21 protein-coding genes and 1 tRNA gene are annotated in these 20,125 nt (G+C 61.2%); 15 read left to right on the forward strand and 7 right to left on the reverse strand.

Translation table 11 applies throughout. From position 1 onward, the window contains the following. The first annotated feature begins 26 nt into the window (after nucleotides 1–26). Nucleotides 27–914 (forward strand): alpha/beta fold hydrolase, encoded by an 888-nt coding sequence (locus NKJ94_RS29900; RefSeq protein WP_352530362.1) that lies wholly within the window; start codon nucleotides 27–29, stop codon nucleotides 912–914. Between the two features lie 299 nt (nucleotides 915–1,213). Here the strand turns inward: NKJ94_RS29900 and NKJ94_RS29905 are convergent, their stop codons facing one another. The 4 genes from NKJ94_RS29905 to NKJ94_RS29920 all read right to left on the reverse strand — a co-directional run bounded on the left by NKJ94_RS29905 (nucleotide 1,214) and on the right by NKJ94_RS29920 (nucleotide 4,227). Then, the gene (locus NKJ94_RS29905; protein ID WP_502904229.1) at nucleotides 1,214–2,272 is read right to left on the reverse strand and encodes a tyrosine-type recombinase/integrase; all 1,059 of its coding nucleotides are present in this window, start codon (nucleotides 2,270–2,272) and stop codon (nucleotides 1,214–1,216) included. A gap of 239 nt (nucleotides 2,273–2,511) precedes the next feature. After that, nucleotides 2,512–3,693: a porin gene (locus NKJ94_RS29910; protein ID WP_352530364.1), complete on the reverse strand. Its 1,182-nt coding sequence runs from the start codon at nucleotides 3,691–3,693 to the stop codon at nucleotides 2,512–2,514. A gap of 97 nt (nucleotides 3,694–3,790) precedes the next feature. Further along, complete coding sequence (locus NKJ94_RS29915) at nucleotides 3,791–4,042, reverse strand: GIY-YIG nuclease family protein (RefSeq protein WP_352530366.1); 252 nt, start codon at nucleotides 4,040–4,042, stop codon at nucleotides 3,791–3,793. Nucleotides 4,043–4,136: 94 nt separating this feature from the next. Next, nucleotides 4,137–4,227 (reverse strand) — tRNA-Ser (locus tag NKJ94_RS29920). 449 nt (nucleotides 4,228–4,676) lie between these two features. Here NKJ94_RS29920 and NKJ94_RS29925 point away from each other — a divergent pair. Further along, complete coding sequence (locus NKJ94_RS29925) at nucleotides 4,677–5,828, forward strand: porin (RefSeq protein ID WP_352530368.1); 1,152 nt, start codon at nucleotides 4,677–4,679, stop codon at nucleotides 5,826–5,828. Between the two features lie 199 nt (nucleotides 5,829–6,027). On the opposite strand, the gene NKJ94_RS29930 is transcribed toward NKJ94_RS29925, so the two are convergent. Continuing rightward, the gene (locus tag NKJ94_RS29930; RefSeq protein ID WP_352530402.1) at nucleotides 6,028–7,680 is read right to left on the reverse strand and encodes a tetratricopeptide repeat-containing sulfotransferase family protein; all 1,653 of its coding nucleotides are present in this window, start codon (nucleotides 7,678–7,680) and stop codon (nucleotides 6,028–6,030) included. Between the two features lie 119 nt (nucleotides 7,681–7,799). On the opposite strand from NKJ94_RS29930, the gene NKJ94_RS29935 reads away from it, so the two are divergent. Continuing rightward, complete coding sequence (locus tag NKJ94_RS29935; RefSeq protein ID WP_352530370.1) at nucleotides 7,800–8,912, forward strand: pyridoxal phosphate-dependent aminotransferase; 1,113 nt, start codon at nucleotides 7,800–7,802, stop codon at nucleotides 8,910–8,912. Nucleotides 8,913–8,944: 32 nt separating this feature from the next. On the opposite strand, the gene NKJ94_RS29940 is transcribed toward NKJ94_RS29935, so the two are convergent. Then, nucleotides 8,945–9,445 (reverse strand): MarR family winged helix-turn-helix transcriptional regulator, encoded by a 501-nt coding sequence (locus NKJ94_RS29940; protein WP_352530372.1) that lies wholly within the window; start codon nucleotides 9,443–9,445, stop codon nucleotides 8,945–8,947. Nucleotides 9,446–9,646: 201 nt separating this feature from the next. Between NKJ94_RS29940 and NKJ94_RS29945 the strand changes: the two genes are divergently transcribed. The 12 genes from NKJ94_RS29945 to NKJ94_RS30000 all read left to right on the forward strand — a co-directional run bounded on the left by NKJ94_RS29945 (nucleotide 9,647) and on the right by NKJ94_RS30000 (nucleotide 18,776). Beyond that, complete coding sequence (locus NKJ94_RS29945; protein ID WP_352530374.1) at nucleotides 9,647–9,925, forward strand: acylphosphatase; 279 nt, start codon at nucleotides 9,647–9,649, stop codon at nucleotides 9,923–9,925. Nucleotides 9,926–10,082: 157 nt separating this feature from the next. Beyond that, nucleotides 10,083–10,736: a TetR/AcrR family transcriptional regulator gene (locus NKJ94_RS29950; protein WP_352530376.1), complete on the forward strand. Its 654-nt coding sequence runs from the start codon at nucleotides 10,083–10,085 to the stop codon at nucleotides 10,734–10,736. 56 nt (nucleotides 10,737–10,792) lie between these two features. Further along, nucleotides 10,793–11,956 carry an isovaleryl-CoA dehydrogenase gene (locus NKJ94_RS29955; protein ID WP_352530378.1) on the forward strand — a complete coding sequence of 388 codons (1,164 nt, stop codon included), beginning with the start codon at nucleotides 10,793–10,795 and terminating at the stop codon, nucleotides 11,954–11,956. Nucleotides 11,957–12,037: 81 nt separating this feature from the next. After that, entirely contained in the window at nucleotides 12,038–12,430 is a 393-nt protein-coding gene (locus NKJ94_RS29960; protein WP_352530380.1) for an AbrB/MazE/SpoVT family DNA-binding domain-containing protein, read from the forward strand. Then, entirely contained in the window at nucleotides 12,427–12,810 is a 384-nt protein-coding gene (locus NKJ94_RS29965) for a type II toxin-antitoxin system VapC family toxin (protein ID WP_352530382.1), read from the forward strand. Before NKJ94_RS29960 ends, NKJ94_RS29965 begins: the two co-directional genes overlap by 4 nt. Before the next feature lie 4 nt (nucleotides 12,811–12,814). After that, on the forward strand, nucleotides 12,815–14,422 hold the full coding sequence (locus NKJ94_RS29970; RefSeq protein WP_352530384.1) for a carboxyl transferase domain-containing protein: 1,608 nt from the start codon (nucleotides 12,815–12,817) through the stop codon (nucleotides 14,420–14,422). A 1-nt stretch (nucleotide 14,423) separates the two neighbouring features. Next, a complete protein-coding gene (locus NKJ94_RS29975) occupies nucleotides 14,424–14,954 on the forward strand; it encodes an O-acetyl-ADP-ribose deacetylase (protein WP_352530386.1) in 531 nt (176 codons plus the stop codon). An 80-nt stretch (nucleotides 14,955–15,034) separates the two neighbouring features. Continuing rightward, nucleotides 15,035–15,445 carry a hypothetical protein gene (locus tag NKJ94_RS29980; protein ID WP_352530388.1) on the forward strand — a complete coding sequence of 137 codons (411 nt, stop codon included), beginning with the start codon at nucleotides 15,035–15,037 and terminating at the stop codon, nucleotides 15,443–15,445. Nucleotides 15,446–15,488: 43 nt separating this feature from the next. Beyond that, complete coding sequence (locus NKJ94_RS29985) at nucleotides 15,489–15,857, forward strand: hypothetical protein (RefSeq protein WP_352530390.1); 369 nt, start codon at nucleotides 15,489–15,491, stop codon at nucleotides 15,855–15,857. Between the two features lie 36 nt (nucleotides 15,858–15,893). Beyond that, nucleotides 15,894–16,268, forward strand: coding sequence for a hypothetical protein (locus NKJ94_RS29990; RefSeq protein ID WP_352530404.1), 375 nt, complete (start codon nucleotides 15,894–15,896; stop codon nucleotides 16,266–16,268). A 30-nt stretch (nucleotides 16,269–16,298) separates the two neighbouring features. Then, nucleotides 16,299–16,682, forward strand: a complete 384-nt coding sequence (locus NKJ94_RS29995) for a hypothetical protein (protein ID WP_352530392.1) — start codon at nucleotides 16,299–16,301, stop codon at nucleotides 16,680–16,682. A gap of 111 nt (nucleotides 16,683–16,793) precedes the next feature. Continuing rightward, a complete protein-coding gene (locus NKJ94_RS30000) occupies nucleotides 16,794–18,776 on the forward strand; it encodes an acetyl/propionyl/methylcrotonyl-CoA carboxylase subunit alpha (RefSeq protein WP_352530394.1) in 1,983 nt (660 codons plus the stop codon). Between the two features lie 98 nt (nucleotides 18,777–18,874). Here the strand turns inward: NKJ94_RS30000 and NKJ94_RS30005 are convergent, their stop codons facing one another. Continuing rightward, nucleotides 18,875–19,996 carry a branched-chain amino acid ABC transporter substrate-binding protein gene (locus tag NKJ94_RS30005; protein WP_352530396.1) on the reverse strand — a complete coding sequence of 374 codons (1,122 nt, stop codon included), beginning with the start codon at nucleotides 19,994–19,996 and terminating at the stop codon, nucleotides 18,875–18,877. Between the last annotated feature and the right edge of the window lie 129 nt (nucleotides 19,997–20,125).

A 20,125-nucleotide genomic window follows, 5' to 3' on the forward strand; every position in this document is an offset into this window, starting at 1 on the left:
CATAATCCAGTGGGAGCCAAGTCGAAATGTCGCGCGGGTTTTCCGATTTCTTCTACGCCGCGCCGGACGGGCTGTCCCTGCACGCCCGCATCTACGGCGAAGCGAATTCCGGCCATTGGCCAGTCGTTTGCCTGCCCGGCCTGACCCGCAATTGCGGTGATTTCCACGAGCTGGCGCTTTATCTGTCGACGCAGGCGAAGCGCAGGGTCGTTGCCTTCGACTATCGCGGGCGCGGGCAGTCCGCCTACGATGCCGATATCGGCCATTACAATATCGGCATCGAAGCTGGCGATATTCTCGCCGGGCTGGCGGCGCTGAGCATTGAGGAGGCTGCCTTCATCGGCACGTCGCGCGGCGGACTGATCATCCATGTGCTCGGCGCGATGCGGCCGGCCGTGCTGAAGGCCATCATCCTCAACGACATCGGCCCGGTGATCGAGCCGCAAGGTCTCGCCCATATCCGCTCCTATCTCGACCCCACGCCCGGGCCGAAGGCGTACGCAGAGGTGGTCCGCGGCCTGCGAAGCACCCATGGCGCGGATTTTGCGGCGCTGACCGATGCGGATTGGGAGCGGATGGCATCAGCCCTCTACCGCGAGACCGAGGAGGGATTTCTGCCCGATTTCGATCCGAAACTGGTCGAGACGCTGGCGGGCCTCGACCCCAGCCGGCCGCTGCCCGATCTGTGGCCGCAGTTCGACGCGCTGGCGGCGATCCCGATGCTCGTCATACGCGGCGCCAACTCGAAGCTGCTGTCGGCCGAAACACTCGAGCAGATGCGGACGCGCCATACCGATATCGAGACGATCACCGCCGACGGCCAGGGGCATGCACCATTCCTCGAGACCGGCAACCTGCCGGGCAGGATCGCTGGTTTTTTCAATCGAGCCGAGCGGCGGGGCGGCTGGAAGTAAAACTCGACGGGGTGAAGTAATTCAGGCGCTCGTTTTGCGTCGGTCAAAGCATTCTGGCAGCGATTGACAGTTCCGCTTGCAATTTTGGGGAATAATTTTTTCCATGTCGGCGCTGCCCCTCATCCGCCTGCCGGCACCTTCTCCCCGCATAGCGACGGGGAGAAGGGGATGGCCGCAACGCTCGAGATTAGCGAAATCTTTCGTGAAGGCGCCTTTCTCCCCGTCACTCTACGGGGAGAAATGCCCGGCAGGGCAATGAGGGGCGGCGCAAACCTGAGCGGCTGCCTGATATCAAGCCGTCAGGATTTGGCGCTTCTCTTCGCGGGCTTTGGGGCCTTGCTTGCGACCGGCTCGCTTTTTGGTTCGCGTCTTGCCGGAGGTGGAGAAGACAAAGGACTTGCCCCGCCACTGTCCGCGCCACTGCACCGCGGCGTCTCCAGCACGGTGACGCAGCCATCGAGGTCGTTGGTGGCCAGATGCGCATAGCGCATGGTCATCGACAGCGTCTGGTGACCGAGCCACATCTGTACGCGCCTGATGTCGATGCCGCCCTGGACGAGACGCGAGGCGCAAGTATGGCGCAATATATGCGGCACGACCTGATCGTCGGCGCCAAGCCCGACTTCGGCCTTAGCATCGTTCCAGATGGCGCGAAACTGCGCCTGGCTGAGCTTGGTGAACGGGCCTTTGGGCCGGCGGCCCTCGCTGGCCGGCAGCTTGATCACCTCTTTTACCCGCTCGGTCATCGGAATGGTGCGGCTGCGGCCGGATTTGGTGATCCAGAAACTGACGCGGTGCTCCTGGATATCGTTCCAGATCAAGCCCAGCGCTTCGCCCAGGCGGCAGCCGGTGTCGACCAGAAAGACGGAAAGCCGATAAGCGTCCTCGCTGCGGCTCTTGATGGCGGCGAACAGCCGGGCCTCCTCGTCCCTTTCGAGGAAACGAATCCGTCCCGCCCGCTCCTTCTGGCGGCGGAACTCGGGCAGGCTGTGGATATCCCCCATCTTGTGGGCCTTGCGCAGCAGTTTGCTGAGGGCAGCCATCTTCCGATTGATGGTTGCGTTACTGTTGCCGCGCTGGCGCAAGGTGCCGATAAGGTTGTCGAGGGTGCTTTGGTCAAAGGCGCTGAAACGCTCCCCGAGGAGAATCTCGTCTACTTCGCCGATGAAGGAGCTGACATTGTATTTATGCCGCCCGTCATCCCAAAGTATGTCCCGGTATGCTGAAAAAAGTTCTCCAATCCTATGCGACTTTACTTCTCGTATCTTGTTGTAACTGTATTTTATCTTTGCAGTTTGAGAAGAAAACATCGAAAAATGATCAGAGGTTCCTCCCTCTTGAATCGCATCGTTCGTCATTATTCGCCACACCCCCGGGTGGATAGGCCTAGACCTACCTGCTTGGCGGTGCCCTTTCAAGAGTTTTAAGCGTTGCGGCCGATTTCATCCACCAGCGGCGGATCCCAACGACATCGTTCCACAACCCTGTTCAGCCACCGAACCCCCTTTTTCCTTCTGTTTGCTACCAGTCGCGAAAACAAAAACAGCCCGGACGTTAAAGCGCCCGGGCTGGATTTCACTTGCCTTAAGTCCAGCCCTTAGAACGAGCGCTGGAAGCGGAGGAAGCCGCCAACGGCGTTTTTCTTGTCCGCCGGGATGCCGGTCCAGTTGTATTCATAGGGACCGATGCCGTCGAAGCTTGAGACCTTATGGCTGTTGTGAGCATAGTCCACTTCGGCCGTGATCGTGAAGCCGGGAACGATGTCGTAGGCGATATTGGCCGCGACGCCAGCTTCCTTGGCTTCGTCATACGACGCCTGAAGGTTGAACGAGGTCTTCTCGTTGATGGTGTAAGTACCACCGCCCCAGACTGCCCAGTTACCGCCCCACTGCTTGTAGTAATTGCGCGGAGCGTTGTCGTCAGTGCCGTAGCCGGCCATCAAGAACAGCGACAGGTTCTGCATCGGCGTCACGTCGAGGCGAACCTTGCCGGCCCATTCTTCCAGGCTGCTGTCATAGGCAACAACACCGCTGATGGATCCCCAACCCTGCGTGTACTTCACGCCGCCAACTACATACGGAACATAGCTGTCGATCGAGTCGTGACCGAAATTGAGGGCGCCACCGTCAACGACAAAGCCTTCACCGGTTTCCAACGAAGCCACCGCCGAGAAGCCGTTGCCGGCATCGAAGTAATACTGGACGACATTGGTGTCGAACCCGCCGTAGGGAACGATCGTATCCTGAATGACGTTGCCGGCGTAGCCGGTGAACGTATTGAAGGCTGTTTCGTCCTTACCGACGCGAAGACCACCGAGCTGGACCCAGGCGAAGTTCAGCGAAACGCCTCTGCTGCCAAAGTCGGAAAAGCCGGTGTCGTCATAGTGACCCGTTCCCCAGTTGAACCGGGTCTCGGTGTAGGTCTTCAAGGTGCCCATCTCGGTTTCCTGGCCGGTGTAGGTCCTCAGCGTGAAGCGAGCCTGCTTGTAATAGCCGTCGTTGACGTTGTCTTCGCCATTCAAGGCATCCTTAAGGTCCTGGTACCTGGCGCCGTCGAACGAGCCAGCCTGGCCAGCGCTGATGTCATAACGGACATAGCCGCCGATGCGCAGGCAGATTTCGGTGCCGGGGATGTAGTAGTAACCAGCGCCGTAGACGTCGCAAATCTTGACGTATTCAGCGGGTTCCGGCTCGGCGACGACGACGGCGTCGGCGGCGCGCGCACCGGAAACTGCGATCAGTGCCGCAGCGGAGCCGAGAAGAAGGCTCTTGATGTTCATTTTCTGACCTCCAGTCAGAATCGGGACGGAGGTCGGCTAAAAGCAGCTCGTTGGGTTCGTTTTTATTTATATTTCAAACAGATAGGTCCTAAGGCCGTCAGTGAGGCCCTGTCGGCCAAAAACGTTTACTCGCAAAGGCCTTGCCCGAACCGGTCTTGAAATATCGCTCGAGTTGCCGTGCGTTGGCCTCGGTTTCAACCCCGATGTAGGCCTTCAAGATTACAGGCAGATAAGCCTTAGTCGAAGTCACATAGCCTGATCGGTGCGAATCAAAACGGCGTCGAAGATCGTTGGTCGATCCGACATAGACATCGCCGTTACGGAGTTGCAGAAAATAGACGTGCCACATGGTCCCCCTACGCTACTTCGTAGCTTCGGACGACACCCTACGCCCAAAATGCGGTTTCGGGTGGCCTGCCACCCGAAGCCCGCAGGGTGTAGGGTGGCGGAGAGGATGGGATTCGAACCCACGAGAAGCTTTTGACCTCTACTCCCTTAGCAGGGGAGCGCCTTCGACCACTCGGCCACCTCTCCGTTGCGCCGGTGGATAAAGAAAAGCGCCGGCACAATCAACAAGCTGGCGCTATTATCCTTGAAAAATCGACCCTTCGCCAAAGCGCCGCCCAGCGATATGGCGATTCTGCGGCAATTCCCTGGTTCGCGACTCGGGCCATGGTCACATTTCGGGCCGACCATCGCCGGAATCCCCCGTTTGCAACGGCTTGCGAAGGGCTGTTGGTTAACGGGAGCTTTCGGAGTGAGGCCAAATCGTGTCATTTGTGCAACAACGCCGGGGTATAGCGCCAACACAAACCTTTTGCCGGTACGATCGTGGTTGAACGCCGTCGTCTCATGGGTAATGTCGGGTTTGAAGGAGCGGCGCGGTGCGCATCTTTTTCGGTAGTGGGGATGGGGCAGGGAACGCTGTCCTTCAGCAAAGAATACCCAGACCCGTTTTTTAACTTTTGACTGGAGGTCAGAAAATGAACATCAAGAGCCTTCTTCTCGGCTCCGCTGCGGCACTGGTCGCAGTTTCCGGTGCGCGCGCCGCCGACGCCGTCGTCGTCGCCGAGCCGGAACCCGCTGAATACGTCAAGATTTGCGACGTCTACGGCGCTGGCTACTTCTACATCCCCGGCACCGAAACCTGCCTGCGCATCGGTGGCTATGTCCGTTATGACATCGGCATCGGCGACGTTGGCTCATTCGACGGTGCAAAGACCACCGATCAGCAGGACGGCGACTCGCAGGATACCTACTACAAGCACGCCCGGTTTACGCTGAAGACCTGGACCGGCCAGGAAACCGAGCTCGGCACCTTGAAGACCTATACCGAGACCCGTTTCAACTGGGGTAACCACAACGATTACCTTGATGACAACTTCAATGGCGGTACGAGTGTTTCGCTGAACTTCGCCTGGGTCCAGCTCGGTGGTCTCCGCGTCGGTAAGGACGAATCGGCCTTCGATACGTTCATCGGCTACGCCGGCAACGTCATCCAGGATACGCTGGTCCCCTACGGCGGCTTCGACACCAACGTCGTCCAGTACTATTTCGATGCGGGCAACGGCTTCTCGGCCGTGGCCTCATTGGAAACCGGTTCGGGCAGTGCCGCTGCGGATCCTGGCATTTTCCAAGACAGCAACAGCGGCAATGATTCCATCGACAGCTATGTCCCGTATGTCGTCGGCGGTATCAAATACACGCAGGGCTGGGGCTCGATCACCGGCGTCGCCGCCTACGACAGCACCTGGGAAGAGTGGGCCGGCAAGGTTCGCCTCGACGTGACGCCGATACAGAACCTGACACTGTTCGTCATGGCCGGTTACGGTTCGGACGACAACATCGACCGCAACTTCTACAAGCAGTGGGGCGGCAACTGGGCAGTATGGGGTGGTGGTACCTACACCATCAACGAGAAGACCTCGTTGAACCTCCAGGCATCGGTTGACGACGACAAGAACTACGGCGTCGCTGCGAACGTCGCCTACGATATCGTTCCCGGTTTCACGATCACTGCCGAAGTCGATTGGGCCCACGACGGTCAGTTTGACAAAGCCTACGATCGCAACTGGACCAATGCCGACGACAAGGACAGCATCGGCGGCATGCTCCGCTTCCAGCGCTCGTTCTGACGAACTGAGCCTGATTGAAATCTAACCCGGCGGGCAACCGCCGGGTTTCTTGTATTACAGCGGCGCGACCATCAAGTCGCGTGACACATGGCGCCGCAAATATGGGCCGCGATCATTTCTCTGTCGGTGCCTAGAAATTCTGCATGCTGGAACTCAGCCGGAACCTGCGGTCCACGCAATGTGGACTGCCAGCTCCAAATCAAATCTCGGCGAGGTCGCCAAGCGACCGGGTCAGCGGCTGGATTGTGCCCTCATACTTTTTCCAGCGCTTGACCGATGATGTATAGATCGGCTGCCGCACCTGCCAGCGGCTGGGGGTATTGACCGACCTGTCCTTCTCGAAAAAGCGCAGGCAGGAATCATCCCAGGGCAATCCAAGATGATCGATGAGACGGCGCGACTGCGTCTCCTGATCCGCGATCAACATCTCGTAGTGGTTCTCGAAAATACGTCCCGGCATGATCTTATCCCAATGCCGCATCAAGCGATCATACTCGCGATAATACAACCCGAGCATCTCAAGGTCGGCGTTGTAACTGTGATCCTTGGTGAAATTCAAGACGAAGCACGAGACGCAATTGTCGATGGCATCGCGGCGGCAATGAACGATGCGCGCGTTGGGAAAGAGAATTCCGATCAAGCCGACAAGCTCGAAATTATGAGGCATCTTGTCGACGATGCGGAGCGCTGCAGGCGCGTGTTGACGCAGATAGGACAGATATTCTTCGGCCAGCGCTCTCGACCGATCCTTCGTTATCGACATGATCGAACTGTGCAAGGCCTCATTCGTCTCCATTCTGAAACCAATCAAGCCCGCCATTCGCCGTAACTTCGTAAGCTCCCCGGCGCCATGAACATTTGGGTGGCTCGCGCAGATTTGCTCGGTCAGCGTCGTCCCCGACCGGGGCATGCCCAGCACAAACACAGGCACTTCGGACGGACTGCCGTGGCCAGCCTTGGCTTCCAGCAATGACGGGCTGAATATCTCGATCATGGAATCGACATAGCGGCGGAAGGACTCTAGGTCGAAACCACGGCCAGCGGCCTTTTTTGCCTTCTGGAAGTGATCCATCGCCTCTTCATAACGCTGAAGATCGTTCAGCACTTTGCCTGCGGCGTGATGGAGCTGCGATGCAACATCCGGGTCAAGCTTGGGATTGGAGAGTTCGCTCAGGATAAAGTCGAGCTCGGCAGGTTTTTCGGTGAACTTGCGCGTGTCGACCAGGCTATTGTAGGCCTCTCCAACATCGACGCGACGTTCGATTGCCTGCTTCAGATACGCTCCGGCTTCGTCCATGCGACCGACGCTGGTGAGTGCAGCAGCCAGACCTGTCCGGACCATGGGATGATCGCTGTTGATCTTCAGCGCCTTCTCGTAAAGGGGCAAAGCCATCTCGGCCTTGTCGAAGTTGACGTAGGCACGCGCCAGTCCGCAAAGCGCTTCCACCAGATCGGGCTTCAATTCACAGGCGCGCTGCAGGTGCCCGATCGCAAGCAAGCTGTCGCCGAGCTTCAGACCGACCTCTCCCAGGCTGAGGTGGAAATACGGATTTTGGGGTGCGTGGCTTGCCGCCCGCGCGAAATACTGGAGAGCCAACTCGTCATCGACACCTAACCCCAGCGTGCCGAGGATGTATAGGGAAAGCGGGTGGTTGGGCGTGCGGGCGAGAACGCGATGGCATAATTCCTCCGCCTCCGGGAGCCGCTTGGCTTGCTGAAGTTCGAGCGCCTGTCGCAGCAGCATGTCGTCAGCTTGCGCGCGCGACGGCGGTTTCACTTTCGGCGGCTGCACTTTCGGCGTCGGGCGAGACTTTATATGCTTGGACCAGGCAGGCGGCAGTCGGTTGCTCATCATGTCTCGCTAGCAAAATGATCCGCGAGAATCCAGCCTAACTGTTCCCGCCGGCCGCGGAACTTGCGCCAGCCAAGCCGGCAGGTTAGCAAGAGGCCCCTTTCGAACGAGCCTTTGCCATGCGCCTGCGCCCTCCCCTTACGCCGCTTATCGCCGCCCTTCCCTCTACGGTGCCGTTTGTCGGCCCGGAGGCGCAGGAGCGTGATCGCGGCCGCGCCTTTCGCGCCCGCATCGGCGCCAATGAGAGCAGCTTTGGCCCCTCCCCGCGCGTCGTTGCCCGCATGGCCGAGATTGCCGGGGACATGTGGATGTATTGCGACCCCGACAACCACGATCTGAAGGTGGCCGCCGCCGGGCATCTCGGCGTCGGCGCCGAAAACGTTGTCGTCGGCGAAGGCATAGACGGGCTGCTCAGCCTGGTGGCGCGCATGTATGTGGCGCCCGGCGACGCGGTGGTGACCTCGCTCGGCGCCTACCCGACCTTCAACTTCCATATCGCCGGCGTCGGCGGCCGGCTGGTCGCGGTGCCTTACGAGAACGACCGGGAAAACCTGGACGGCCTGCTGGCGGCAGTGGCCAGGGAAAAGGCGCCGCTGGTCTACCTGTCCAATCCGGACAATCCGATGGGCAGCTGGTGGGAAGCGACCGAGCTCGGCCGCTTCGTCGAAGCCTTGCCGGAAACCACAATGCTGGTGCTCGACGAGGCCTATGGCGAACTAGGGCCAGCCTCAGCGCTGCCGCCGATCGATGTGGCGCGGCCGAACGTCATCCGCATGCGCACCTTCTCCAAGGCCTATGGGCTGGCGGGCATACGCTGCGGCTATGCGGTAGCCGAAGCCCAGGTGATTCGCGACTTCGAGAAGATTCGCAACCACTATGGCGTCAGCCGCATGGCGCAGATCGCCGGCGTCGAGGCGCTTGCCGATCAGACATGGCTGGAGAGCGTGGTGGCGCGGGTTGCCGCCGGCCGCCGGCGCATCGCCGGAATAGCCGAGGCGAACGGGCTGAAGCCGCTGGCTTCGGCGACCAATTTCGTCACCATCGATTGCGGCCGCGACGGCGCCTTCGCGCTGAAGGTGTTGCAGGCGCTGTTGTCGCGCGACGTGTTCATCCGCAAGCCGATAGTGCCGGTGCTCGACCGCTGCATCCGGGTCAGCGTCGGCCTCGACCACGAGCTCGACATTTTTGCCGAGGAACTGCCGGGCGCACTGGCGGCAGCACGGGGGAACTGAGGGGCGCAACGCCCCGATTCCAGTGCTGCCCGCTATTTCTCCCCGAGCAGGCGCATGACCCGTTTCAGCGCATCCGATAGTTCGGCAGCCTGTTCATCGGCCAGACCGGCCGTCAGTCGGGCGAGATCGCGATCCGCCGCAGCCTGAAGCCTGGCGAGTTCCGCATTGCCCTGAGCGGTCAGCGACACGACGTGTCGACGCCGATCGGCTGGGTCGGTGCATGTCTCGGTCAGGCCGGCGGCGGCGAATTTCCTCAGGACGCGTGTGACATAGGCCGGATCGAGCCGGAGTTCGGCAGCGATTTCGGAGGCCGCCGGCCCGAGATCGAGGTGGAACGCCCGCGCAAGAAACCCTGCCTCACCGTCGCTGTTGGCGGCAGCACGGGATCGGTGGCCCAATTCGAACAGCAGCCTCGCCTCGCCCAGCGTATAGGCGCTGTGCGTCAAGGTCTCGTCGAGCAGCCCAATCAGGCACGTATAGTAGCGGTTGAAGCCGCGGATCTCGGTAACAAGGGCATTCCGTTCGGCCGGCATGTCGACCTCCTTCGGGGGAAGACCGCTCCCGTCGAACTATGATCGCCTATTATTTGACTTAGTCAATCATTTGATGGAGCACGCCGCCTGTCTCGCAATGCGAAGCTGGCGAACCGCGACCGGGAGAGACCTTCGATCCACGCTGCGCGGTTGAATTTGCATGGCGATGCGCCAGACTCGACTCAAAGGATGGAGAGCGCGATGAACGACCGGACGGTGCAGGTACGCATATATGGCAAGGTGCAAGGCGTCAGCTACCGGGTTTGGGCGCGGCGCGAGGCGTCTGGACTTGGCCTTGCCGGCTGGGTGCGCAACGAAGTTGACGGCTCGGTGACAGCCTTGATTGTAGGGACCGATGCGGCGGTCTCCACAATCATCCAACGGCTTTGGCAAGGGCCGCCAGGGGCAACGGTTTCGAAGGTTGACGTCGAGGAGATCGAGGCTCGCGACATGTCCGCGGGTTTCAGGATTGTTGCCTAGCAAGGCATGATCCTGCTCATTCGCTTCCCTCGCACAAAATCTCTACGGTGCAGATACAAGGGGCAGCGCAAACCTGACGCGATTGCCCTGCCCGGACATGGCTCGGCCCTTGAATTAATTGAACGTTTGTTTTATTATGTCGTGAAAGGTGGCTATCGTGGCGCGCACGACCGGTTCCGACGGCGAAAAGACCGAAGCTGCGGTCCGCGAGGCGGCGGTCAGCCTGATTGCGTGCCTTGGCTATGAGGCGATGTCGATGCGCCAGCTGGCGGCCGAAGTCGGCGTCCAGGCGGCGGCGCTCTATCGCTATTTTCCGACCAAGCAGGACCTTCTGTTCACGCTGATGTTTGAGCATATGGAAGACTTGATCGAGGCGTGGCGTGCGGCGCACCCTGTCGGCGCCGATCCGGCAACACGGCTTGCCGCCTATGTCGAAAACCACATCGCTTTCCATATCGAACGCCGCCATTCCACCCATGTCTCGAACATGGAGCTGCGCAGCCTGTCGCACGAAAAACTCACGCAGATCCTGCGCATGCGCACGGCCTACGAGAAGGAGCTGCGCGCTATCCTGCGCGACGGCGTCGAAGCGGGCTTGTTCAGCGTCGAAGACACCGGGCTCACCGCCATGGCGCTGATCCAGATGATGACCGGCGTCATCGTCTGGTTCCGGCCGGGCGAACGGCTGTCGATCGCCGAAGTCACCGCTACATATCTAGCAATGACAATGCGCCTTGTTGGAGCAAAGCGCGGTGGCGCGACACCGAGCTACGACGCCGTGCGTCCATTCGAGCGCTCAAGGACGCTGTAGCACTTTGATTTCGCGCATGATCCCGATTTTCGGGGTCGTGCGCCGGGAGGAACGGCATGTACACGCAGACGCTCAACTTCGGGCTTGACGAAGACATCGAGGCGCTACGCGACCTGGTGCGGCGCTTCGCCCAGGAGAAAATCGCACCGATCGCCGCCGAGATCGACCGCTCGAATGAATTTCCGGCACATCTGTGGGCGGAGCTCGGCGGGCTTGGCCTGCTCGGCATCACCGCCGATCCCGATTTCGGCGGCAGCGGCATGGGCTATCTCGCCCATGTCGTCGCGATAGAGGAGATTTCGCGCGCCTCTGCCTCGGTCGGCCTCTCCTACGGCGCCCATTCCAACCTCTGCGTCAACCAGATCAACCGCTGGGCGACGCAGGCGCAGAAGGAAAAATATCTGCCTTCGCTCTGCAGCGGCGAAAAGGTCGGCGCGCTGGCGATGTCGGAATCCGGCGCCGGCTCCGATGTGGTGTCGCTCCGCCTGCGCGCCGAAAAGCGCAACGATCGCTATGTGCTCAACGGCACCAAGATGTGGATCACCAACGGGCCGGATGCCGAGACGCTGGTCGTCTACGCCAAGACCGATCCGGAACTCAATTCGCGCGGCATCACCGCCTTCATCGTCGAAAAAGCCTTTGCCGGTTTTTCCGTGGCGCAAAAGCTCGACAAGCTCGGCATGCGCGGTTCAAACACCGGCGAGCTGGTGTTCGAGGATGTCGAAGTGCCGTTCGACAATGTGCTGCACGAGGAAGGGCGCGGCGTCGAGGTGCTGATGTCAGGCCTCGACTACGAACGCGCCGTGCTGGCCGGCGGCCCGATCGGGCTGATGGCGGCGTGCCTCGACGTGGCGATACCTTACGTGCATGAACGCAAGCAGTTCGGCCAGCCGATCGGCGAGTTCCAGCTGGTGCAAGGCAAGCTGGCCGATATGTATGCGACGATGAACGCGGCGCGTGCTTACGTCTATGCCGTGGCCGCCGCCTGCGATCGCGGTGAGACGGCCCGCAAGGATGCTGCCGGCTGTATTCTCTTCGCCGCCGAAAAGGCGACGCTGATGGCGCTCGACGCCATCCAGCTTTTGGGTGGCAACGGCTACATCAACGATTACCCGACCGGGCGGCTGCTGCGCGACGCCAAGCTTTATGAGATCGGCGCCGGCACCAGCGAAATCCGTCGCTGGCTGATCGGGCGAGAAATCATGGCGGAGGGCGCGTAATGGCATTCTTTTGAGTTTTGCCAGAAGCCGCACGAAGTGGCATACTTCGGAATATGTGCCACAATCCAGGCGAGGCGGACCATGGCGGGCAGAACGGGAAAGTCCGGATTTGACGAAGATCCGCAAGCACAGTTCGATGCCGGCGCTCGCAAAACGCCGTTTCGGGTTCCGGCGAAACGAGAGCGTGTCAAGCTTGGCGAGGGCGGGCGCTTCGTCATCCCTGCTGCGATGCGCGAGGAGATGGGCGTGAAGCCCGGCGAGGACATGATGCTGCATGTCGAGAACGGCGAGCTGCGGGTAAGATCGTGGCTGCAGAATCTGCGACGCGTCCAGGCCGAATTGTCGGCGCTGAAACAGCCCGGTGAAAGCGTCGTCGACGAATTTCTGAAGGAGCGGCGGGAAGAGCAGCATCGAAGCGACAAGCGTCTGGACCGGCTTCACGCCGAAGGGACGACGGGAAAGCGGGCGAAATGAAGCCCTACGTCATGGACAGTTCGGCGGCGCTCGCAATCCTGCTCAACGAGCAAGGCACCGATAATGCTTTGGGATTCGCGCCGGATGCACAATGCAGTTCGATCAATGCGGCCGAAATCATCGCCAAGCTGATCGACAAGGGACGCAGCATGGAACAGGCCGCGGACGACCTCGCCAGTCTCGGCATGCCGATCGCCGTTTTCGACGAAGCGATGGGCATCGCCGCCGGGCAGCTTCGCCAACTGACGCGGTGTCGCGGCTTGTCGTTGGGCGATCGGGCCTGCCTGGCGCTGGCAATTCGCGAGAACGCCATTGCCGTCACCGCCGACCGCGACTGGGGCGACCTGGATGTCGGCTGCAAGATCGAGCTGATCCGGTAACGCCATGGCCACCCTCACCTCGCAGATCTCCCCTTCCTCCGACACTTTCCGCGCCAATGCCGAACGCATGCGGGCGCTGGTCGCCGACATCGCTGGAAAGGCCGCCACCGTCGAACGCGGCGGCTCGGAAGATGCGCGTGAGCGGCACGTCGCCCGCGGCAAGCTCCTGCCGCGGCAACGTCTCGCCCAATTGCTCGATACCGGCTCGCCCTTCCTCGAAATCGGCCAGTTCGCCGCGTGGTCGATGTATGGCGAGGACATCCCGTCGGCCGGCCTCATCGCCGGCATCGGTCGCGTCGAAGGCACCGAAGTCATGGTCGTCGTCAACGACGCCACGGTGAAGGGCGGCACCTATTATCCGCTGACGGTGAAGAAGCATCTGCGTGCACAGGAGATCGCATTGCAGAACAATCTGCCTTGCGTCTACCTGGTCGACAGCGGCGGTGCCAATCTGCCCAACCAGGACGAGGTGTTCCCCGACCGCGATCATTTCGGCCGCATCTTCTACAACCAGGCCAACATGTCGGCCGCCGGCATTCCGCAGATCGCCTGCGTCATGGGTTCGTGCACGGCGGGCGGCGCCTATGTGCCTGCGATGTCGGACGAGACAATCATGGTGCGCAACCAGGCAACCATCTTTCTCGGCGGCCCGCCGCTGGTGAAGGCGGCCACCGGCGAGGACGTCACCGCCGAGGACCTCGGTGGCGCCGACGTGCATGCAAGGTTTTCCGGCGTTGCCGACCACTATGCGCTCGACGACGAGCATGCGCTGGCCATATGCCGGCGTATCGTCAAAAACCTGAATCGGAACAAGACTGTAAACCTGGCCTTGCAGAAATCGATTCCGCCGCTTCACGATCCACATGAACTCTACGGCATCGTGCCGACGGATCTGCGCCAGCCTTACGACGTGCGCGAGGTGATCGCCCGCATCGTCGACGGCTCCGAGTTCGATGAGTTCAAGCAGAATTACGGCACCACGCTGGTCACCGGCTTCGCCCACCTCAACGGCATGCCGGTCGGCATCATCGCCAACAATGGCGTGCTGTTTTCGGAAAGCGCGCTGAAGGGCGCGCATTTCATCGAGCTGTGCTGCCAGCGCAAGATCCCGTTGATCTTCCTGCAGAATATCACCGGCTTCATGGTCGGGCGAAAATACGAGGCCGGCGGCATCGCCAAAGACGGCGCCAAGTTGGTGATGGCGGTCGCCACCGCCAAGGTGCCGAAGGTAACGATGATCATCGGGGGCTCGTTCGGCGCCGGCAATTACGGCATGTGCGGACGCGCCTATTCGCCGCGCTTCCTGTGGATGTGGCCGAATGCCCGCATTTCGGTGATGGGCGGCGAACAGGCGGCAACGGTGCTGGCCGTCGTCAAGCGCGAAGGCATCGAGCGCAAGGGCGGCGAATGGAGCGCCGAAGAGGAAGCAAAATTCAAGAAGCCGATCCTGATGAAATACGAGCATGAAGGCCACCCGCTCTATTCGTCGGCAAGGCTCTGGGACGACGGCATCATCGATCCGGCCAAGACCCGCGACGTGCTGACGCTCAGCCTGTCGGCCGCGCTGAACGCCGAGATCGAGGAGACCCGGTTCGGCGTGTTCAGGATGTGAGATGAGCGAAGTCGGCCAGAGGATTCGGGTTCACACCGGCGACATCACGAAGCTGGCGGTCGATGCCATCGTCAATGCCGCCAATACCTCTCTTCTGGGTGGCGGCGGCGTTGATGGCGCCATCCACCGCGCGGCCGGTCCCGAGCTTGAATTCGAATGCCGGATGCTGAATGGCTGCAAGGTTGGCGAGTCAAAACTCACCAAGGGTTACAGGCTGCCGGCACGCTATATCATCCATACGGTCGGACCGGTCTGGCAAGGCGGCGCCAAAGGCGAGGCCGATCTGCTCGCCTCCTGCTATCGCCGGTCACTCGAAATCGCCGCCGCAAAGGACTGCCGGACGGTGGCGTTTCCAGCGATCTCGACCGGCGTCTACCGCTATCCTAAGGATCAGGCGACGCAAATTGCTGTCGGCACTGTGAGTGCCTTCATCGGCCAGAACATCGTTCCGGAAACCGTCATTTTCTGCTGCTTCGACGAGCCGACGGCCGAACTGTATCAGCGGGTAGTTGCTGCACTCGGCAGGGTGTGACCCTGCGCGGGCGACAAACCCGTCCACATCTCCAGACTATTTTTGCTTGTTGATCTGGCCAGCCGAAAGAATCACGGCTATTGATCATCGCAAATACCAATGGGGATTGGGCGAAGATGAGACGGCGGCTTTTCCAGGAAACAACTGCGTCTATACTTGCGGGGTTGCTTATATTAGCGACGCCTGGCATCGGTGCAGCGGAGTCGCTGGCTGGGAAAGTCGGCGATAAGCGTTCCTTCGTGTATCTCCCTCAGCAAGGTTCGGAAGGCAATTGTAGACAGGCCTACAACGCCAACGTGGCTGCGGCCGGTCATTCCGCCTACGCATCAACCATCACCGGAGCAAGGGTCCTATATTTCGTCTGCGGCGTGCACATTAACGCACTGTCGCAGAAGGCTGCCGAAGCGCTCGCGCTTAAGTCATGCGAAGCCGGTCGCAAGAAGTTCACAGTGGACATGGTCGGCGGCTGCGGCGTAGTCGCTTCCAAGTAGCTGCGGCAGCAACGGGTCGGATAGCAATGGGGATGGGGCGAAGATGAGACGTCGGCTTTTTCAGAAAACAACTGTATCCATATTTGCAGGATTGCTGGTGTTAGCGGTGCCCGGCATCGGAGCAGCGGAGTCGTTGGCGGGCAGCAAGGGCGACAGCCGCTATCCCGTCTATTTCGCGCCTGGCTCGACGGGAGGCTGTCAGAAGGCATACAGGGCCTATGTGGCGACCGGCAGCCATTCCGCTTATGCGTCGACCCCATTCAATTGGGCGACCGAGTTCATGATTTGCGCGCGTGCGAATGCAACGTCGCAAAAAGCTGCAGAGGCGCAGGCGCTCAAGTCCTGCCAGTCGGCCAAGAAGAGCTACAAGGTCACAACCGCGGGAGCTTGCAGCATCGCTGCCTCCAAGTAGGAGATGCTGTTGGCGTTCGCTCTTCCAGGGGGAAAAATGACACCGAGACACGTCAAAAGTACAATCACGTCGATACTTGCCGGCTTTCTTGTATTCACGGTACCTGGCATCGGAGCGGCGGAATCGTTGGCGGGAAGCAAGGGCGAGACCCGTTTCTATCCCTATTTGCCGCAGAACCCGAAGGATCCATGTACCAAGGCTTACAAGGCCTATGTAGCGGCCGGCGGCCATTCAGCCTATGCAAGCACTCCGTATTCCCGGGTGCGTTCGCTGTACATCATCTGCGGCTCGCGCTTGAATGCACCGTCACAGCAAGCTGCCGAAGAGTTGGCGTTGAAATCCTGTCAGGCCACCCGCAACAGTTACAAGGTTACGACAGGCGGAGGTTGCGAAATCGCGGCCTCCAAGTAGACGAATATCTGCCAGTTTTGGGTTTTTCAAATGGGTTGGGCAATGAAATCTTTATCCATCACACGAGCAACCATATCGGTGCTTGCACTGCTTGTGGCCGCTGCACCGAATGTCGGCGCCGCGGAATCGCTGGCTGGAAGCAAGGGCGACGTCCGTTTCTACCCGTATTTTCCGGCAACCGCGGATCGGCCGTGCACCAAGGCATATAAGGCCTATGTGGCGGCCAGCGGCCATTCAGCCTATGCGACCACTCCGTATTCCCGGGTGCGTTCGTTGTACATCATGTGCGGCTCGCGCTTGAATGCGCCCTCGCAAAAGGCCGCCGAGGATATGGCGATGAAATCCTGCCAGGCCACCCGCAGCCATTACAAGGTCACGACCGGGGGAGCTTGCGAAATCGCGGCCTCCAAGTAGGCAGGCCTCGCTTGCCTATCCTTTGACGGCCAGACTACAAACGGGGCATTGCCGCAGCTCGCGTAAAGAGAATTCGCGCCGTTGGCGGCAAGCTCTGCCTGTGGAGGCCCGATGCTCGCCAAGATCCTGATCGCCAACCGCGGAGAGATCGCCTGCCGGGTGATCCGCACGGCACGCAGGATGGGTGTGCGCAGCGTCGCCGTCTATTCCGACGCCGACGCTCACTCCTTGCATGTCGAGATGGCCGACGAGGCGGTGCATATCGGCGCCTCTCCCGTCAACGAAAGCTATCTGCGCGGCGACAAGATCATCGCAGCGGCGTTGGCCACGGGTGCCGAGGCCATCCATCCGGGCTACGGCTTCCTCTCGGAAAATCCCGACTTCGTCGACCAGGTGGTCGCGGCGGGGCTGATCTTCATCGGCCCGTCGGCGGCCTCGATCCGTGCCATGGGATTGAAGGACGCGGCCAAGCGGCTGATGGAAAAGGCCGGCGTGCCGGTGGTGCCGGGCTATCACGGCGAGGCGCAGGAGATCGTGCTGCTCGCCTCCAAGGCGCGCGAGATCGGCTACCCCGTACTGATCAAGGCGCGCGCCGGCGGCGGCGGCAAGGGCATGCGGCGCGTCGAGCATCCCGATGATTTTTCGGAAGCACTGTCGGGCGCGCGGCGCGAGGCGAAAGCCGCTTTCGGCGACGACCGCGTGCTGGTCGAGAAATATGTCGACAAGCCGCGCCACATCGAGGTGCAGATATTCGGCGATAATTTTGGCAATGTCGTGCATCTCTACGAGCGCGACTGCTCGGCGCAGCGCCGCCACCAGAAAGTGATCGAGGAGGCGCCCGCCCCCGGCATGACCCAAGCGCTACGCAAGGCAATGACCGAGGCGGCGGTAAAGGCTGCCAAGGCGATCAGCTATTGCGGTGCCGGCACGATCGAGTTCATCGTCGATGCCTCGCAAGGTCTGAAGGCCGACCGTTTCTGGTTCATGGAGATGAACACCCGCCTGCAGGTCGAGCACCCGGTGACCGAGATGGTCACCGGCACCGACTTGGTCGAGTGGCAGTTGCGGGTGGCGTCCGGCGAAAAACTGCCGAAAACGCAGAGCGAGATCTCGCTGTCCGGCCACGCCTTCGAGGCGCGCATCTATGCCGAGGACGCAGCAAGAGGGTTTTTGCCGGCGACAGGCACCTTGCACCATTTGAAATTCCCGCAGGCGGCACCGGAGGGTGCGAGCATGCGCATCGAAACCGGTGTGCGGGCCGGCGATCCGATCTCGCCGTTTTACGACCCGATGATCGCCAAGCTGATCGTTCATGGCAAGGACAGGCGGGCGGCGCTCATCGCACTCGGCACGGCACTGTCGCAGACCGAAATCGCCGGCTCGACGGTCAACACTGCCTTCCTTGCCGCGCTAGTCGCAAATGCGGATTTTTCGGAGGGCGATGTCGACACCGGGCTGATCGCCAGGCATCAGCAGGCGTTGACAGCGGTTCCGCCGCCGAGCGGCGAGACGATTGCCGCAGCAGCACTTGCCGCGTCCGGTGCGGCCGTGCCGTCCTCGAACGATCCCTGGTCGTCACTGGCCGGCTATGCACATTTCCACGCTGTGGCGCGGCGGACGCGGCTGAAGTTCGGCGAGCAGGAGATCGTCGCGCGCGTGTCGGTGCGGCCGGACAGGCGGTTCGAGGTGGCGCTGGACGCGCCCTATGACAGCGTCAATTCGCATGATCTGCGCGCCGCGCCTCGCCTCGCCCGCTGGCCGGGCCACGTCACCGTCTTCGAAGGCGCCATCGGCTACGGTTTTGCCGTGCCGGACCCGCTGGCGCGAGCCGACGAAGCCGCCGCTTCCGGCAGCCTGCGCGCGCCGATGCCGGGCCTGGTCAAGCTGGTGCGTGCGGCCAAAGGCGAGACCGTGATCAAGGGCCAGCCGCTGCTGATCCTGGAGGCGATGAAGATGGAGCACACCATTGCCGCCCCCCATGACGGAGTTATCGCCGAGATCGCTGCCGAAGGCGCGCAGGTCACCGACGGAACCGTGCTGGTTCGCTTTACCGAGGAACCACAGCTGACCGCAGTTTCCTTATCCACGAAGTGATCTCAAACGCGTCACAAAGGCATCGCCAAGAACAACATGGCCGGGTTTGACCCCGGCCATGTTCGATTACACCAGCGCAGCTTGCGGCGCCGCGGTCATTACGGCTGGATCGGGGCGTATTTGCCGTCGTGCCACTGGTTGATGTCGTAGCTGGCGTTCTTGAGGTCGCCCTTCTCGTCGAAGGTGACCGGACCGACAACCGTGCTGATCGCCTGGCCGTTCTTCAACGCTTCGGCGACCTTGGCCGGGTCGTCGCTGCCGGCGCGCTTGATGCCTTCGGCGAAGGCCTGGATCACCGCATAGGAAAACAGCGTGAAGCCCTCCGGCACGAAGCCGCCGGCCTTGATCTTGGCGATGGCTTCCTTGGCTTCGGGCTTCGCCTGCGGATCCGATGGGAAGACGAACATGGTGCCTTCGCCGGCCGGACCGGCAACCTGCCAGAATTCCGGCGAAGCGATCGAGTCCGGCATGATCAGCTGGAACTTGAGGTTCTGCTCCGCCGACTGGCGCAGGATGAGGCCGGCTTCGGGGTGATAGCCGCCGAAATAGACGACATCAGCCTTCAGCTCCTTGAGCTTGGTAACAAGCGCGGAGTAGTCCTTCTCGCCGGCGTTGATGCCCTCGTAGAGGATCTCGTTGAGACCGTTCTGGTTCATCGTTGCCTTGACGGCATCGGCCACGCCCTGCCCATAGGCGCTCTTGTCGTGCATGATGACGACGTTCTTGCCGGCATATTTCTTGGCGATCCATGGACCGATGAAAGCGCCCTGCGCATCGTCGCGCGTATAGAGGCGCATGATCGTCGGCCAGCCGGCCTTCGCCGCTGCGTCGGTCAGCACCGGGTTCGAGGAAGCCGGACTCATCATCAGCGCGCCGGCTTCGGCGTAGACAGCGGAGGCCGGGATGCTGGAGCCCGAGCAGGCGTGGCCGTCGATGAACTTGACACCATTGGCGATGATGCGGTTGGCGACCGAAACCGCCTGCTTCGGATCGCACTGGTCATCCTCGATGTCGAGCTTGATCTGACGGCCATCGACACCGCCAGCCGCGTTGATCGCGTCAGCGGCGGCTTGCGCGCCCTGCTTGAACTGATCGCCGATGGTGGCAAGCTGACCGGTCATCGGTCCGACCACCGAAAAGGTGATGTCGTCGGCGAAGGCGACCGGCGCGGTCATCATCAGGCCAAATATGGCTGCGCTCAAAATACTGAATTTCTTCATGGTGACACAATTCCTCCACTCTCGCGGGGCCCGGCCCCCCCCGCAGCGGGCAGATTGGGGGGGGTTGAAGAAAGCGAACCGCGAAGTGGATGGCGCACCGTCGGGGGCGCGGGGGGGGCGCACACACCC

Origin of the sequence: Mesorhizobium sp. M0060 (assembly GCF_040323155.1) — a bacterium.
In the GTDB taxonomy this organism is placed as follows: domain Bacteria; phylum Pseudomonadota; class Alphaproteobacteria; order Rhizobiales; family Rhizobiaceae; genus Mesorhizobium.